Source organism: Streptomyces hyderabadensis (genome assembly GCF_020404845.1).
Classification (GTDB): domain Bacteria; phylum Actinomycetota; class Actinomycetes; order Streptomycetales; family Streptomycetaceae; genus Streptomyces; species Streptomyces hyderabadensis.
The window spans coordinates 22,890-36,645 of record NZ_JAIOJZ010000041.1 but is presented as its reverse complement, the minus strand read 5'-3'; the positions used below and the strand labels follow the sequence as shown (position 1 = coordinate 36,645).

Genomic DNA, 13,756 nt, shown 5'->3' with positions numbered 1-13,756 from the left:
AACTCCACCCACTCTCACAGGAGGAAGCACCTTGGCTTTCGCCAGTCTGTCCCGCCCCGGCAGCATCGGTCCGCTGACGCTGCGCAACCGTGTCGTCAAGTCCTCGAACACCACCGGCACCTGCAACCCCGACGGCACCGTGACCCAGCGCACCGTCAACCACTACCGCCGGCTCGGCGAGGGTGGCACCGGCCTGGTCATGGTCGAGTACACCTACGTCGACGACGACGCCAGCAAGTCCATCCACGGCCAGCCCGGCGCCGCAAACCAGAACCACGTCGCGGGCCTGGGCTGGCTCGCCGACGAGGTCCGCTCCACCGGGGCCGCGATCGGACTCCAGCTCGTGCATTGCGGGCGCCAGAAGTTCCTGGGCACCCGCCCGATGAAATCCGCCTCGTCCTCCTCCTGGAATGTCATCGAGGCGCCCTTCGGGGTCCGGCCCGAGCCACTCACCCTCGATGAGATCGCCGGCGTGGTGCAGAGCTTCGGCGAGGCGGCGCAAAGGGCGTACCAGGCCCGCTTCGACCTGGTGGAGATCCACGCCGGCCACGGCTACATGATCACCAACTTCCTGTCCCCGCACACCAACGACCGCACCGACGCCTACGGCGGTTCCTTCGAGAACCGGGCCCGGATCCTGCTGGAGATCATCGACGCCGTCCGTGCCCGGGTGCCGCGTGACTTCCCGCTGAGCGTGCGGATGTCGGTCACGGACTACGAGCCCGACGGCATCAGCATCGAGGAGTCGGTGCGGCTGGCCCAACTGCTGGCAGAGCGCGGGGTGGACGTCATCCACGCCTCCGGCGGCCATCACGCCCGGATGGAGTGGGAGGTCAGCTCCTGGTTCATGCCCCGTCAGCCGCACCGCTGGGGCTGGGAGAAGATCAAGGCGGCCGTGCCGGTCCCGGTGATCGCCTCCGGTTCCCTGGTCACCCCGGAGATCGCGGGGGAGATCCTGGACTCGGGCAGCGCCGACTTCGTGTCGCTCGGCCGCGCCATGCTGGCCGACCCGGACTGGACGAACAAGGCACTGTCGGGCCGCCGGCTGGAGATCGTTCCATGCATCCGGTGCAACGACGGCTGTCTGGACCGCGGCATCGACGCCAAGCGCAGCGTGGGCTGCACGGTCAACCCGGAGGTGGCCGAGGAGGGCCGCTACCCGGTGGAGCGTGCACCGGCAGCCAAGCGGGTCGCGGTGGCGGGCGGTGGCCCGGCCGGACTGCGGGCGGCGGCCGTGCTGCACGACCGGGGGCACGCGGTCACCGTGTTCGAGCCCGGTGAGCTGGGCGGCGCACTGAACCACGCGGTGGGCTCCACCGTGAAACAGGACCTGGCGGCGCTCCGCGTCCACCTGGCGCACGAGGTCACCCGCCGTGGCATCGAGGTGCGTGCCGAGGCCGCCGACGCCACCGCGCTGACCAGTGGTTTCGACGAGGTGGTCATCGCCACCGGCGCCCCGCAGCGGAGGTTCGCCGGGGAGATCGCGGACGGCGCCCTGGTGCTGCTGCCAGGTGAAGTGACCGCCCGCCGCGAGGAGTTGTCCGGACACCATGTCGTGGTGGTCGGCGGCGGCTTCCAGGGCTGCGAGACAGCGCTGCGCCTGGCCGAGCTGCCGGGGACCTCCGTCACTCTCGTGGAGAGCGGTGAGCGGCTGCTGCGCGGCAACGAGGTCAAGTACGACGCCCTGATGCTGCCCGGCCGGCTGGCGCAGGCCGGCGTCGGGGTGCACACCGGCTGGGAGGCGGTCTGCGCAGCCGAGGACGGGGTTCGGGTGCGGGCGGCGAGCGGTGCCGAGAAGCTGCTCGTGGCCGATGCCGCCGTGCTCGCGCTGGGCCGGGAGCCTGCCGGCACGGGCCTGGCGGACGCCGTGCGCGCGGCCGGGGTACCGGTGTCGGTCGTGGGCTCCGCGGCGAGGCCCGGGCGGGTCTACGACGCCCTGCACACGGCGTTCTTCACGGCCCGCCGGATCTGAAGCACGAGTGATTCCCCAGGTGATGACCCACTGCCCGCACACCCTCAGCAAGACGGATGATCAGGTGCAGCCTGTGCGATCGTGGTCCTCCGGCCAACGCCGCCCACGGGGTCGCCCGGCGACCCCTGCTGACCGTACTCGGTACCGCCCCGGCGGTCGTCGGGCCGTCCTGCGCGACGGCGGCGGCAGACACCCGTACCGCACCCGCCGCCGCACCGGCACGGACACGTGGGGCGCGCTCGAACTGGCGCTGCTGGGTACGAGAGCGGGCCTTCCCGGCACCGCGCCGCGGGCCGGGATCTCCACCGCACTCGTCCTGGACGCCGCGACGTACGTCATCGACTGCGGGCGTGCGGCTGTCACCCGGTACAGCAGGAGTCGCCCTTCCGGTCACGGCCGGGCCATGGCCGCACGGTGAACCAGTGCGGAACCTGATCGAAAAAGTTTTCCCGGAGACACTCTTGAGATCGCCCGACACTGCATGCAAAAGTGTATTCACTTCACCCAGAGGAGCGTGACGGATGGACTCGACCCTCCCTCGGGTCGCAGCGGACACCGCCCTGTACGCGGAAGTCCTGGACTGGATCCACACCGAGGCCGAACTGCTGGACGACCTGCGTGAGCGCGAATGGCTGGAAACGATGGTCAGCCGTGACGTCACCTACGCCGTGCCGCTGAGGCAGACCGTGGAGCGGGCCCGGGGACGTGGGTTCTCGCCCGACACCTTTCATCTGCTGGAGACCTACGGCTCCCTCGACAGCCGGGTCACTCGCAACGAAACACCCTATGCCTGGGCCGAGGACCCGCCCTCCCGCATTCGGCACTTCGTCACCAACGTGCGGGTCCGCCAGTCCGGCGACCCGGACATCGTCGCCGTCAAGAGCAATCTGCTGCTGCACCGGACCCGGCAGGACCAGAGCCTCCCGCAACTGCTGTCCGCCGAACGGCACGACGAACTGCGCCGTGAGGACGGGCGGCTGATGCTGCTGCGCCGCGATGTCCTGCTCGACCTGACCGTGATTCGCACGCACAACCTGGCGATCTTCTTCTGAGCCCCGCCGAGGAGCGCACCATGACGAGCCACACCGACTCCAGCGCGAAACTGCTGGACGCGGTCACCGAAGGGGCCGAGAAGGGGGTCATCCCCGCCTCGATCTTCGGTGACCCGGATCTGTACCGCCAGGAACTGCGGAACGTCTTCGGACGCTGCTGGGTCTTCCTCGCCCACGAATCCGAGATCCCCGCCAAGGGCGACTACGTCCTGCGCAAGATCGGCGAGGACAACTTCATCGTCGTCCGCGACGACGAGGGCGAGATCAACGTCCTGTTCGACGCCTGCCGGCACCGCGGTGTGCAGGTCTGCCGGTCGGACTCCGGCAACACCTCGCACTTCCGCTGTCCCTACCATGGCTGGACCTACAACACCAAGGGCAACCTGGTGGGCGCGCCGCTGTGGCGCAACGCCTTCGGCGGCATGTCCAAGGAGAACAACGGCCTCGCCTCCGCCGCCAAGGTCGCCTCGTACCAGGGCCTGGTCTTCGGCACGCTCGACCAGAGCGCCCCGCCGCTCAAGGAGTACCTGGGCGGCATGGCCTGGTACCTGGACCTCGTCTTCGGGCTCAACGAGCACGGCGTGGAGGTACTCGGCCCGCCGCAGCGATTCGTCATCGACGCCAACTGGAAGTCCGGCGCGGAGAACTTCTCCGGCGACGACTACCACCTGGGCACGCTGCACCGTTCGGTGTGGGAGATCGGCGCCTTCCCGGTGCCCTTCCACGAGAACATGATGGGCTATCACATCCAGGCCTCACCCGGACACTCCCTGTCGTTCTCCATGGCGCAGGACGCCAACGAACCCGGCCCGAACTACTTCGGCTTCCCCGACGAGCTGGCCCAGTCCTTCAACACAACCAACATCAGCGCCGACCAACTCGAGGTCGCCCGCCGGTCCCGGGTGTTCGTCGGCAACGTGTTCCCGAACTTCTCGATGCTCGCCCTGCCGATGACCGAGGACGGCTCCAACCACCCGCCGGTCGGCATCCTCACCCTGCGCACCTGGCAGCCGCACGGCCCGGGGCAGGTCGAGGTGTGGAACTGGTTCGCCGGCTACAAGAATCTCACCCCCGAGCAGAAGGACCGTGCCTACCGTGCCGGTCTCGGCACGTTCTCCATGGGCGGCGCCTTCGAGGTCGACGACACCGAACCGTGGATCACGGTCAGCCGCAACGGCGCCTCCACCGCCGCCGAGCTGCTCGACTTCCAGCTCAACTACGAGATGGGCAAGCCAGGCGTCGGCATCTCCAAGCCGGTCAAGGAGTGGCCCGGTCCGGGCCGCGTCCAGTGGACCCGCTACGAGGAGGGCGTGCAGCGCAACATGTACGGCTTCTACGCCGAGATGATGCGCTCCGCCCCCGGGCAGTGGCCTTCCCTGGTCTTCCCCGAGGACGCCGCCGCGGACAAGGAACACCGGGCATGAGCGGCGGACGCCTCCAAGGGGAGATCGCCCTGGTCACCGGCGCGGCCGGCGGACTCGGCTCGGCCGTGGTGCGCCGCTACCTCGCCGAGGGCGCCCGGGTGGTCGCCACCGATCTGCGGCCCGGCCCGCTCGACGAGCTGGCCGCCTCGCTCGACTTCCCGGCGGAGCTGGTCACGGTCCCTGGTGACGCCTCCGACTGGGAGACGGCGAAGGAGACGGTGGCCGCCGCACATCGCCACTTCGGCCAGGTCGGCGTGTACACGTCCTGCGTCGGCGTCTACGACCACAACGTACGGTTCACCGACCTGCCCGGCGATCAGCTGGGCGACGCCCTGCTGGAATGTTGGCGGATCAACGTCGGCTCCGTACTGGTCACGCTGCGGGCGGTGCTCGACGACCTGACCGCCACCCGCGGCCGGGCGGTGCTGACCGGCTCGTACGCGGCCCACGCACCGGGCGGCGGCGGGGTGCTCTACACCTCCTCGAAGCACGCGCTGCTCGGCGTGGTCAAGCAGCTCGCTCACGAGCTGGCCCCTCAGGTGCGGGTCAACGCGGTGTCGCCGGGCGTCCTGCCCACCGTGATGACCGGCCTGGGCACCCTCGGCCAGGAGCCCAGGGACGCGGTGCTGCCGGGCACCGAGCAGGCGCTGCCGCTACGCCGCATCCCCACGGGGGACGAGCTGGCCGGGCTCTACGTCACCCTCGCCTCGGCCGCCGACACGGCCGCCGTCACCGGCACGGTGCTGATCGCCGACTCGGGCCTGCTCACGCGTGGCTTCGGTGGCCCGCCGGGAGGCGAAGAGCTGTGAGCGCCACCGCTCCGGGCGAGGCCGCCGTGCGCGCGCTGTACGCGCAGCGCGGGCTCGGCGGCCGCCTGGCCCCCGGCAGCAGCCCGGTCGTCCTGGTCGTCGACCTGATCAACGGGTTCACCGACCCCGACTGCCCGCCCGGCAGCGCTCTGGACACCGTCGTCGCCGCCAACCGCACCCTCCTGGACGCTGCCCGCGCAGTCGGCACCCCGGTGGTTTTCACCACCATCGCCTTCGCCGCCGACGGCATCGAGGGCGCGGTCTGGCTGCGCAAGATGCCCGCCATGAAGGTGCTGCTCGACGGCACCCCGTGGGTGGAGGTCGACGCCCGCCTCGGCCGTACCGAGAACGAGCCGGTCGTCGTCAAGCGCGCCGCCTCCGCGTTCGCGAACACCGGCCTGACCACGCTGCTCGCCACCTTCGGCGCCGACAGCGTGATCATCACGGGCGCCACCACCTCGGGCTGCGTCCGTGCCACCGCGGTGGACGCTTGCGCGGCCGGCTATCCGGCGTTCGTCGTCAGCGACTGCGTGGGCGACCGCGCCGCCGGACCGCACGAAGCCAGCCTGTTCGACATCGACGCCAAGTACGGCGATGTCGTCGGACTCGAGGAAGCGCTGGGCCTGCTGCCCGACGCACCACCCGTACCGCCCACCGGAGGTGTCGCACCGTGACCCCTGCATCCGTTCTCGCCGGGCCGCACGCCGAGGGCGCCGACTCCGCCCGGCGTGCCGCGGTCCACCCCGCGATCGCGCCCCGCCTGGTCGTCGCAGGCAGCGAGGAGGCCCGCCTCCACCTGGCCGCCGAGCGTGCGCTCGGCACGTACGAGCCGGGCACCGAAGGCGGTGAGTTCCTCGACGAGTTGGAGCGTTCCGGCCTCACCGGCCGGGGCGGTGCGGCGTTCCCCGCGCACATCAAGTGGCGCGGCGTCGTGGCAGGCGAGGGCCCCCGCGTGGTGGTCGCCAACGGTGAGGAGGGCGAACCCGCCTCCGGCAAGGACCGCTGGCTGCTCACCCACCGCCCTCACCTGGTGCTCGACGGGCTGCTGCTCGCCGCCCGCACGGTGCGCGCGGGGCGGGCCGTCGTCTACCTCTCGCACCCCGAGACGGTCGCTGCCGTCCGGGGCGCACTCGACGAGCTGGCCGCCGCCGGTGACGACCGCGCCCGTGAAGTGGAGATCCACGTCGTGGATCCCACCTATGTGGCCGGTGAGGAGAGCGCCCTGTGCCGCTCCGTCAACGGCGGCCCGGCGCTGCCCACGGCGAAGCCGCCGCGCCCGCACGAGAGCGGCGTCGACGGACGCCCCACCCTCGTCTCCAACGTGGAGACCCTCGCGCACGCCGCGTGGCTCGCCCGTAACGGCGCCGACGCGTTCCGCGCCCAGGGAACCGCTGCCTCGCCCGGCACCGCCCTGGTCACGCTCTCCGGCGCCTGTGGCGCCCCCGGCGTCTACGAGGTGCCGCTGGGCCGCACGATCCGCCAGCTGTTCGACGAGGTCGGCGGTGGACTGGCCGAGGAGAGCCACGGGTTCCTGGTGGGCGGCTGGTTCGGCGGCGTGCTGCGCCGCGAACGCGCCCAGGACACCCCCTGCTGCTACGACGCCCTGCGCACCCTCGGCAGCGGCCTCGGCTGCGGCGCGATCACCGCGCTGGGCGCCGACGACACCCCGGTGCGGGTCGCCGCCGACCTCGCCGCCTGGTACGCCCGCGAGAGTGCCGGTCAGTGCGGAGTGTGCGTCAACGGCACCAAGGCCATCCGGGACACCTTCGCCCGGATCGCCGACGGCGCGGGCAGCGCCGACGACCGCGACAAGCTCGTCCGCTGGGGCGACACCCTCCCCGGGCGCGGCGCCTGCGCCTTCCTGAACGGCGCGGCCACCCTCGCCCGCTCGGCGGTCGCCCAGTACCCCGAGGCGTTCCCGGCCGGCGCCTGACGCCCCCCTTCCGACCACACCCACCGCGACGAATAGAGGAGTGCAACATGAAAGCCGCAGTCGACGCCACCAAGTGCAACGCCTACGGAACCTGCGCCGACCACTGCCCGTCCGTCTTCCAGCTCGACGAGTGGGGATACGGCTCCGTCGTCGGCGACGGCACCGTTGCCGAGGCCGAGATCGGGGCCGCCAAGGTCGCTGCCGCGGACTGCCCCGAGAAGGCCATCACCCTGATCGACGCCTGACCCGCCCCGGCCCCGCAGTCGCACCACCCGCACCACCCGCATCGCGCAGGAGGACCCATGGATCTCGGCCTCAACGGCCATGTCGTCGCCGTCACCGCCGCCAGCCGCGGCATCGGCGCCGCCGTCGCCCGCCAGTTCGCCGCCGAGGGGGCGACCGCCGTCGCCGCTTCCCGTACTGCCCCGTCCGTCGGCGACGCCACGCCCGGCCGGATCCTGCCAGTCAAGCTCGACCTGGCCGACGCCGAGGCCACCGGGCGTTTCGTGCCCGACATAGTGGCGGAACACGGCCGGCTCGACGCCCTGGTGGTCAACACCGCCGGTCCCAAGCTCGGCCCGTTCCTCGACACCACCGACGACGACTGGAGCGCCGCCTACGACCTGCTGCTGCGTCCGGCGGTGCAGCTGGCCCGGGCCGGTGCCCAGCAGATGGTCGAGCAGGGCAGCGGCACCATCGTCTTCCTGACCTCGACGTGGGTGCGCCAGCCGGCGCCCGGTGGCGTGCTGTCCTCCGCGTTCCGCTCCGCCGTCGCGGCCATGGCCAAGCAACTCGCCTCTGAGGTCGCCCCGGCCGGTGTCCGGGTCGTCCAGGTGATGCCGGGGGCCACCGGTACCGACCGGATGCGCAACATCGTGGCCGCCAAGTCCGCGGGCAACGGCACCAGCGAGGACGAGGAGGTCCAGAAGATCGTCAAGGACATCCCGCTGGGCCGCTGGGGCAGCGCCGAGGAGATCGCCTCCTCGGTCACCTTCCTGGCCTCGCCGCGTTCCTCCTTCACCACCGGAGCCTCCCTGGCCGTGGACGGCGGCGCCGTCCGCTCCCTGCCGTAGCGCCGGGCCACCCCACAAGCCAGCCAGTGCGGACGGCCCCGTGTCCGCCGTAACCTCCACACAGAATTGGGAACCTCACCATGCCCCGTACGCTGCGTGAACTCTTCGTCGAACAGCTCCGCCTGTGCAAGGTGGCCGCCGGCCAGCAGGTAGGCGTCATCGCCGAACTCGGCCAGAAGAACGAGTACGTCGAGGCCGCCGTCGCCGCCGCCCGCGACCTGGGCGCCTCTGCCCTGGTGCTGACCGCCTCCAGCCTGTCCAACCCGATGCTCCCCCCGTACCAGCCGGACGGCCGAGAGGTGCCGGCGCTGCTCGCGGCCGCCGCCGAGTGCGACATGGTCGTCGACGTCACCGTCGGCGGACTCATCCACTCCGACGTGCGCACCAGGATCACCGGCAACGGCAAGCGGATGCTGTTCGTCGCCGAGCCTGCCGACGTGCTGGAGCGCCTCATGGGCGACTCCGCCCTGCGTGACAAGGTCGAGGCGGGCGGCCGCAAGCTGAACGCCGGTTCCACCCTGCACGTGACCAGCGCCGCCGGCACCGACGTCACCGCCGACATCTCCGGCGGCGATCTGCCCATCACCCACCAGTGGGGCTACGTCGACGAGGAGCACCGCTGGGACCACTGGCCGAGCGGCTTCGTCGCCTGCTTCCCGCACGACCGCACCGCCGAGGGCGTCATCGTGCTCCAGCCCGGCGACGCGCTGATCCCGTGGCAGCGCTACGTCCGTGACGAGGTGAAGATCTCCATCGAGAAGGGCTTCATCACCAAGGTCGAGGGCCCCGGCGCCGACGCGCACCTGCTGCGCGACTACTTCGAGGCCTGGGGCGACGAGGACGTCTACGCCGTCTCCCACATGGGCTGGGGCCTCCTTCCGCAGGCCCGCTGGTCGGCGTTCGACGTGTACGACCCGCGCAGCCTGTACGGGCAGGAACTGCGGTCCACCGCCGGCAACTTCATGTGGTCCACCGGCCCGAACCGGTTCGCCGACCGTGAGACCCCGGCGCACCTCGACATCCCGATGCGCGGCTGCACCGTCCGCATCGACGGCGAGGCCGTGGTCGAAGACGGTCGTCTGCTCTGACCCCCGCCGGACCACCGCGCCGCAGGCCGGCCGGTCCGGCCCCCCGGCCGGGGCGGGACCGTGCACCCCGCCCCGGCCACCCTCACCTCCCCCTGCCGCCACCCGCCTCCCATTCCTCAGGAGCACACCTTGGACCGCACCACACTGGAGCAGGCGATCCTGACCCTCGCCCGGGACCAGGACCTGCTCGCCGAATTCCGTGCCGACCCCGAAGCCGTCGGCCCCGGCAGGCTGGGCCTGGACGCCGAGTGGTCCGCCGTCATCGCGGGGGGCGACCGGGACCGGCTGCGCTCGGCCGGGCTGCCCGACGGCATCACCATCCTGGTCAGCCGCTGGTTCGCCGACGACCTGGCCGACTCCACCAGCAAGGGCGCCTTCCACGTCGACACCACGACCCCGCTGCCCGACCCGGACGTGCCGGCCAACCTGGTCTTCGCCGGTGGAGCCTCGCACGTGCCGGACCTGCTGGCCCGCCCGGAGATCGACCCCGAGGACCAGGTGCAGCGGCTGCTCGCCGGCTACGAGCGGCTGGCCAAGGACATCGCGGAAGCCGACCCGGACGTGCTGATCGTCACCGCCGACTGCCACTTCCAGTCGTTCCGCACCGGCGCATACGTCATCGGCACCGGCACCTCGTACTCCGGTTCCATGGAGTTCTTCAAACGCTCCGACCTGGACATCGAGCTGACCGGCTCGCCGCGGTTCGCCGAAGCCCTGGTGAACGCGGTCCGCGCGGAAGGGCTCGAGGTGGAAGAGTCCGCCGAGTTCCCGCTGGACCACGGGCAGATCGTCCCGCTGAAGCTGCTGCTGCCCCGCCCCGACCTGCCGGTGGTGCCGATCATCACCCAGCCCGGCCGCTCGTTCTCGCCGTTCGGTGCGAAGGTGTTCGGCGAGGTGCTGCGGGACGTCGTCGCCTCCCGCGACCTCAAGGTCGGCGTGCTCGCCACCGGCGGTCTGTCGCACTGGCTGGACCCGGGCAAGTTCGGCAAGGCGGACATCGAGTTCGACACGTACCTGCTGCAGATGCTGCAGGCCGGCCGCGGCACCGACATCGCCAACCTGGAGCCGTACGCGCTGCTCGACCACGGCCAGTACGAGTTCCCGAACTGGCTCATCATGCTGGGCATGGTCGGCCCGGGCGTGCGCGGCGAGGTGTACGCGTACGAGCCGATGGAGGCGTCCGGCGGTGGCTGGTCCGTCGTCAACATGCTGCTGCCCGAGCGGGCGGAGGGCGCGAACGATGAGTGAGAAGCGTGCGGGGCGCACCCTGCGGATCGGGCTGACCCAGTGGCATGCCACCCGCGAGCCGGCAGCCAACCTGCAGCACGCGCTCGCCGCCGTCCGCGGGTGCGCCGCGGACGGGGCGGAGCTGGTGCTGCTGCCCGAGAACGGGCTGATGCTCGGCAGCAACGCCGAGATGCGGGAGCGGGCCTTCAGCGCCGACTCTCCGGAGATCACCGAGCTGCGGCGAGCGGCCCGGGAAGCCGGTACGGTTGTCGTCCTCGGTGGCATGAAGCACCGCAGGTCCGACCGCATCACCAACTCCGCGCTCGTCATCGACCGGAACGGAGAGCTGCTCGGCGCCTACGACAAGATCCACCTGTTCGACGCCCAGGTCGGCGGAGTGTCCTTCGAGGCCTCCGGTGTCGAACGCGCCGGAGCGGAACCACTGCTCGTGGAGGTGAACAGCGTCACGGTGGGCCTCACCATCTGTTACGACGTGCGTTTCCCCGAGCTGTACCGCTCGCTGGCGCGCGCCGGTGCCGAGGTGATCCTCGTCCCGGCCGCGTTCACCCGCACCACGGGCCGCGCACACTGGGAGGTCCTGCTGCGGGCCCGCGCGATCGAGAACGGCGCCCATGTCGTCGCCTCCGCCACGGTCCACGGCGAACACCCGGGCGAGGACGCCTTCGAAACGTACGGCCACGCGCTGGCCGTCGCCCCGTGGGGCGAGGTTCTCGCGGACCTGGGCGAGGCACAGTTCGCCCACCGCGTCCTCGAACTGGACCTGGACGCGGTGACCCGGGCGCGTACCGCGCTCCCGGTGCTGGAGCAGTCCCGCCCCGACGCCTACACCAGCTCCCCGCAGCGCCTGGTGGCGGGGCCGACCGGAACGGAGGCAGCGGTATGAGCATCCCTCAGGACGACGGCATCGTCCGGCACGGCGACTGGATCGGCATCGGCAACGAGTTCACCGGTGTCCAGCTGCGCAAGGTGTGGACCCCGCAGGGCGAACGCCTGGAGATCACGGTGCCCAAGCGGGGCTATCGCATCCTGCTGGACGCGATGCAGCTGGAGATCGTCGCGGCCCAGCGGCCGGAGAAGTTCAGCGAGCTGTTCGCCATGCAGCTCGGCGTGGACGGGCACGGCACCGAGCAGGACGAGAATATGACGGACGACGAGCAAGGACCGAACGGGGGAAGGGAACGCTGATGCCCAGATCTGGGCGGACGGTCGAGGAGATCTACGGAGAGCTGCGCGAGCGCATTCTCGACGGGGTCTACCCGCCCGGGATAAGGCTGTCGCAGCAGACGCTCGCCGACGAACTGTCCGTCAGCCGCACCCCGCTCCGGGAAGCCCTGCACCGACTGGAGGCCGACGGGCTGGTCGTGGCGGAGGCCAACCGGGGCATGACCGTCAGCCCTGCCCACCACGAGCAGGCCGAGCAGTCCTACGCGGTCCGGCTGCTGGTCGAACCGCCGCTGGTGGCCGCACTGGTGGGCGAGATCACCGAGAAGGACGTCGAGGTGATGGGCGAGGCGCTGGAGGAGATGGAGCGCGTCTCGGCCCGCACCAAGGACTTCCAGAAGGCACACCTGCGCTTCCACACGATCCTGCTGCACCGCTATCCGCCGCTGCTCGCCGACATGACGACGCAGCAGCACTCCCGCATCGTGCGCCATCAGCGGCTGCACATGTCCCGGCCCACCGTGCCGGACGACTTCACCCGGATCGACCGGCAGTTCCTGGAGGCGGTGCGCGACGGCGACGGCGAGCGCGCCCGGCAGCTGCTGGAACTGCACCTGATCGACGCGGCGTTGGGCATGGCGCTGGACATAGACCCCGACTACCGCTTCGACTCGCTGCTCATCGCCGCCCGAGGCCTCGGTGTGGAGCTGGAGCATGCGGCCGACGGCAGCGTGTCCCGTCCCGTACGGCTGACATGGCAGCGACCGGGCGCGGTGCCCATGCCGCACACCGTCACCTCCAACCTGGAACACCACTCCGCCACCTGACCCCGGGCTCCACCGCCCCCGCGACCCCCACCCTCAGCCGTCGGCCCGCACGCCGCTGGTCCCTGTGGCCTGCCCGCGCGGCCCTCGGCCCCACCTTCGAAAGGCACTTCCGCCATGAGTACGCCCGCCTACCGCGTCGGCATGATCGTCCCCAGCTCCAACACCACGATGGAGACCGAGATCCCAGCGATGCTCCAGGCCCGTGAGACGGTCCGGCCCGAGCGGTTCACCTTCCACTCCGCCCGCATGCGCATGCAGCAGGTCAACCCCGACCAGCTGTCCGCGATGGACGCCGCATCCGACCGGTGCGCCGTGGAGCTCGGCGACGCCGACGTGGACGTCATGGCGTACGCCTGCCTGGTCGCGATCATGGCGCAGGGCAAGGGCTACCACCGCACCAGCCAGCAGCGCCTGTCGGCCGCGGTCGCCGGGTCGGTCGGGGACCGCAAGGTGCCGCCGGTGCTCTCCTCGGCCGGCGCGCTGTCCGAGGCGCTGGAGCACCTCGGGGCGAAGAGGATCTCCGTGATCGCCCCCTACATGAAGCCGCTGACCGGGATGGTCTGCGACTACCTGGAGGCCGAGGGACTGCAGGTGCACGACGCGCTGAGCCTCGAGGTGCCGGACAACCTCGACGTCGGCCGCCTCGACCCGGCGCGGCTGACCGAGCTGGCGCAGAAGGTCGACACCAAGGGCGTCGACGCGCTGGTGCTGAGCGCGTGTGTGCAGATGCCGTCCCTGCCCGCGCTGCAGACCGTGCAGGAAGCTTTCGACATCCCGGTGGTCTCGGCCTCCGCCGCCACCGTGTGGAGCATCCTGCGCTCCCTCGACTTGGAGCCGGTCGTCCCGGGCGCGGGCGCACTGCTGTCCGGCGAGATCGCCTGAAGCGCGGTTCCGCCTGCCGTCGTGCCGGGGCCGGACCCGGCCGGGGTGTCGGACCGGACAGTGAGTCAGTGGCCGGCCGAGGCCTCGTGGCCGCCCCATGCCACGCTGCGCACCGGGAAACGCACGGTGACCGGTCCGAGATCACCAGGGAGTACTGCGCGCCGCTGGCGCACTGGCGCGGCAACGCTCCCGCGGCCCACGAAGTCTTCGGCAAACGGGCGGCCTCCTCGCGCAACCACGTGTGGGAGGCCGATCACGTTTCAGTCTCCGCCGCCGGTCGACGCCGA

The 13,756-nt window shown here is 71.4% G+C and carries 14 protein-coding genes; all 14 read left to right on the top strand.

Going from position 1 to position 13,756, the window contains the following annotated elements; genetic code table 11:
• Positions 1 to 31 precede the first annotated feature (31 nt).
• The 14 genes from K7854_RS26810 to K7854_RS26745 all read left to right on the top strand — a co-directional run bounded on the left by K7854_RS26810 (position 32) and on the right by K7854_RS26745 (position 13,469).
• Entirely contained in the window at positions 32 to 1,972 is a 1,941-nt protein-coding gene (locus tag K7854_RS26810) for an oxidoreductase (RefSeq protein ID WP_226029110.1), read from the top strand.
• Between the two features lie 521 nt (positions 1,973 to 2,493).
• Positions 2,494 to 3,024 carry an aromatic-ring-hydroxylating dioxygenase subunit beta gene (locus K7854_RS26805; RefSeq protein ID WP_226029109.1) on the top strand — a complete coding sequence of 177 codons (531 nt, stop codon included), beginning with the start codon at positions 2,494 to 2,496 and terminating at the stop codon, positions 3,022 to 3,024.
• Between the two features lie 20 nt (positions 3,025 to 3,044).
• Positions 3,045 to 4,448 carry an aromatic ring-hydroxylating oxygenase subunit alpha gene (locus tag K7854_RS26800; RefSeq protein ID WP_226029108.1) on the top strand — a complete coding sequence of 468 codons (1,404 nt, stop codon included), beginning with the start codon at positions 3,045 to 3,047 and terminating at the stop codon, positions 4,446 to 4,448.
• Positions 4,445 to 5,257: an SDR family oxidoreductase gene (locus K7854_RS26795; protein WP_226029107.1), complete on the top strand. Its 813-nt coding sequence runs from the start codon at positions 4,445 to 4,447 to the stop codon at positions 5,255 to 5,257. Before K7854_RS26800 ends, K7854_RS26795 begins: the two co-directional genes overlap by 4 nt.
• Positions 5,254 to 5,931: an isochorismatase family protein gene (locus K7854_RS26790; protein WP_226029106.1), complete on the top strand. Its 678-nt coding sequence runs from the start codon at positions 5,254 to 5,256 to the stop codon at positions 5,929 to 5,931. Before K7854_RS26795 ends, K7854_RS26790 begins: the two co-directional genes overlap by 4 nt.
• On the top strand, positions 5,928 to 7,190 hold the full coding sequence (locus K7854_RS26785; RefSeq protein ID WP_226029105.1) for an NADH-ubiquinone oxidoreductase-F iron-sulfur binding region domain-containing protein: 1,263 nt from the start codon (positions 5,928 to 5,930) through the stop codon (positions 7,188 to 7,190). Before K7854_RS26790 ends, K7854_RS26785 begins: the two co-directional genes overlap by 4 nt.
• A 47-nt stretch (positions 7,191 to 7,237) precedes the next feature.
• A complete protein-coding gene (locus tag K7854_RS26780) occupies positions 7,238 to 7,435 on the top strand; it encodes a ferredoxin (protein ID WP_226029104.1) in 198 nt (65 codons plus the stop codon).
• A 57-nt stretch (positions 7,436 to 7,492) separates the two neighbouring features.
• Entirely contained in the window at positions 7,493 to 8,263 is a 771-nt protein-coding gene (locus tag K7854_RS26775; protein ID WP_226029103.1) for an SDR family oxidoreductase, read from the top strand.
• Between the two features lie 80 nt (positions 8,264 to 8,343).
• Positions 8,344 to 9,351 (top strand): 2,5-dihydroxypyridine 5,6-dioxygenase NicX family protein, encoded by a 1,008-nt coding sequence (locus K7854_RS26770; protein WP_226029102.1) that lies wholly within the window; start codon positions 8,344 to 8,346, stop codon positions 9,349 to 9,351.
• Between the two features lie 129 nt (positions 9,352 to 9,480).
• The gene (locus K7854_RS26765) at positions 9,481 to 10,599 is read left to right on the top strand and encodes a DODA-type extradiol aromatic ring-opening family dioxygenase (RefSeq protein ID WP_226029101.1); all 1,119 of its coding nucleotides are present in this window, start codon (positions 9,481 to 9,483) and stop codon (positions 10,597 to 10,599) included.
• The gene (locus K7854_RS26760) at positions 10,592 to 11,482 is read left to right on the top strand and encodes a nitrilase-related carbon-nitrogen hydrolase (RefSeq protein WP_226029100.1); all 891 of its coding nucleotides are present in this window, start codon (positions 10,592 to 10,594) and stop codon (positions 11,480 to 11,482) included. Before K7854_RS26765 ends, K7854_RS26760 begins: the two co-directional genes overlap by 8 nt.
• Positions 11,479 to 11,784: a hypothetical protein gene (locus tag K7854_RS26755; RefSeq protein ID WP_226029099.1), complete on the top strand. Its 306-nt coding sequence runs from the start codon at positions 11,479 to 11,481 to the stop codon at positions 11,782 to 11,784. Before K7854_RS26760 ends, K7854_RS26755 begins: the two co-directional genes overlap by 4 nt.
• Positions 11,784 to 12,587 carry a GntR family transcriptional regulator gene (locus K7854_RS26750; protein WP_226029098.1) on the top strand — a complete coding sequence of 268 codons (804 nt, stop codon included), beginning with the start codon at positions 11,784 to 11,786 and terminating at the stop codon, positions 12,585 to 12,587. Before K7854_RS26755 ends, K7854_RS26750 begins: the two co-directional genes overlap by 1 nt.
• A 114-nt stretch (positions 12,588 to 12,701) precedes the next feature.
• Complete coding sequence (locus K7854_RS26745; protein WP_308112566.1) at positions 12,702 to 13,469, top strand: maleate cis-trans isomerase family protein; 768 nt, start codon at positions 12,702 to 12,704, stop codon at positions 13,467 to 13,469.
• The last annotated feature ends 287 nt before the right edge of the window (positions 13,470 to 13,756 follow it).

Bases quoted from the DNA above. Each gene is read 5' to 3' on its own strand.
- K7854_RS26755 (WP_226029099.1), top strand. From the start codon at position 11,479: ATGAGCATCCCTCAGGACGACGGCATCGTCCGGCACGGCGACTGGATC.
- K7854_RS26750 (WP_226029098.1), top strand. From the start codon at position 11,784: ATGCCCAGATCTGGGCGGACGGTCGAGGAGATCTACGGAGAGCTGCGC.
- K7854_RS26760 (WP_226029100.1), top strand. From the start codon at position 10,592: ATGAGTGAGAAGCGTGCGGGGCGCACCCTGCGGATCGGGCTGACCCAG.
- K7854_RS26780 (WP_226029104.1), top strand. From the start codon at position 7,238: ATGAAAGCCGCAGTCGACGCCACCAAGTGCAACGCCTACGGAACCTGC.
- K7854_RS26805 (WP_226029109.1), top strand. From the start codon at position 2,494: ATGGACTCGACCCTCCCTCGGGTCGCAGCGGACACCGCCCTGTACGCG.
- K7854_RS26770 (WP_226029102.1), top strand. From the start codon at position 8,344: ATGCCCCGTACGCTGCGTGAACTCTTCGTCGAACAGCTCCGCCTGTGC.
- K7854_RS26775 (WP_226029103.1), top strand. From the start codon at position 7,493: ATGGATCTCGGCCTCAACGGCCATGTCGTCGCCGTCACCGCCGCCAGC.
- K7854_RS26745 (WP_308112566.1), top strand. From the start codon at position 12,702: ATGAGTACGCCCGCCTACCGCGTCGGCATGATCGTCCCCAGCTCCAAC.
- K7854_RS26800 (WP_226029108.1), top strand. From the start codon at position 3,045: ATGACGAGCCACACCGACTCCAGCGCGAAACTGCTGGACGCGGTCACC.
- K7854_RS26795 (WP_226029107.1), top strand. From the start codon at position 4,445: ATGAGCGGCGGACGCCTCCAAGGGGAGATCGCCCTGGTCACCGGCGCG.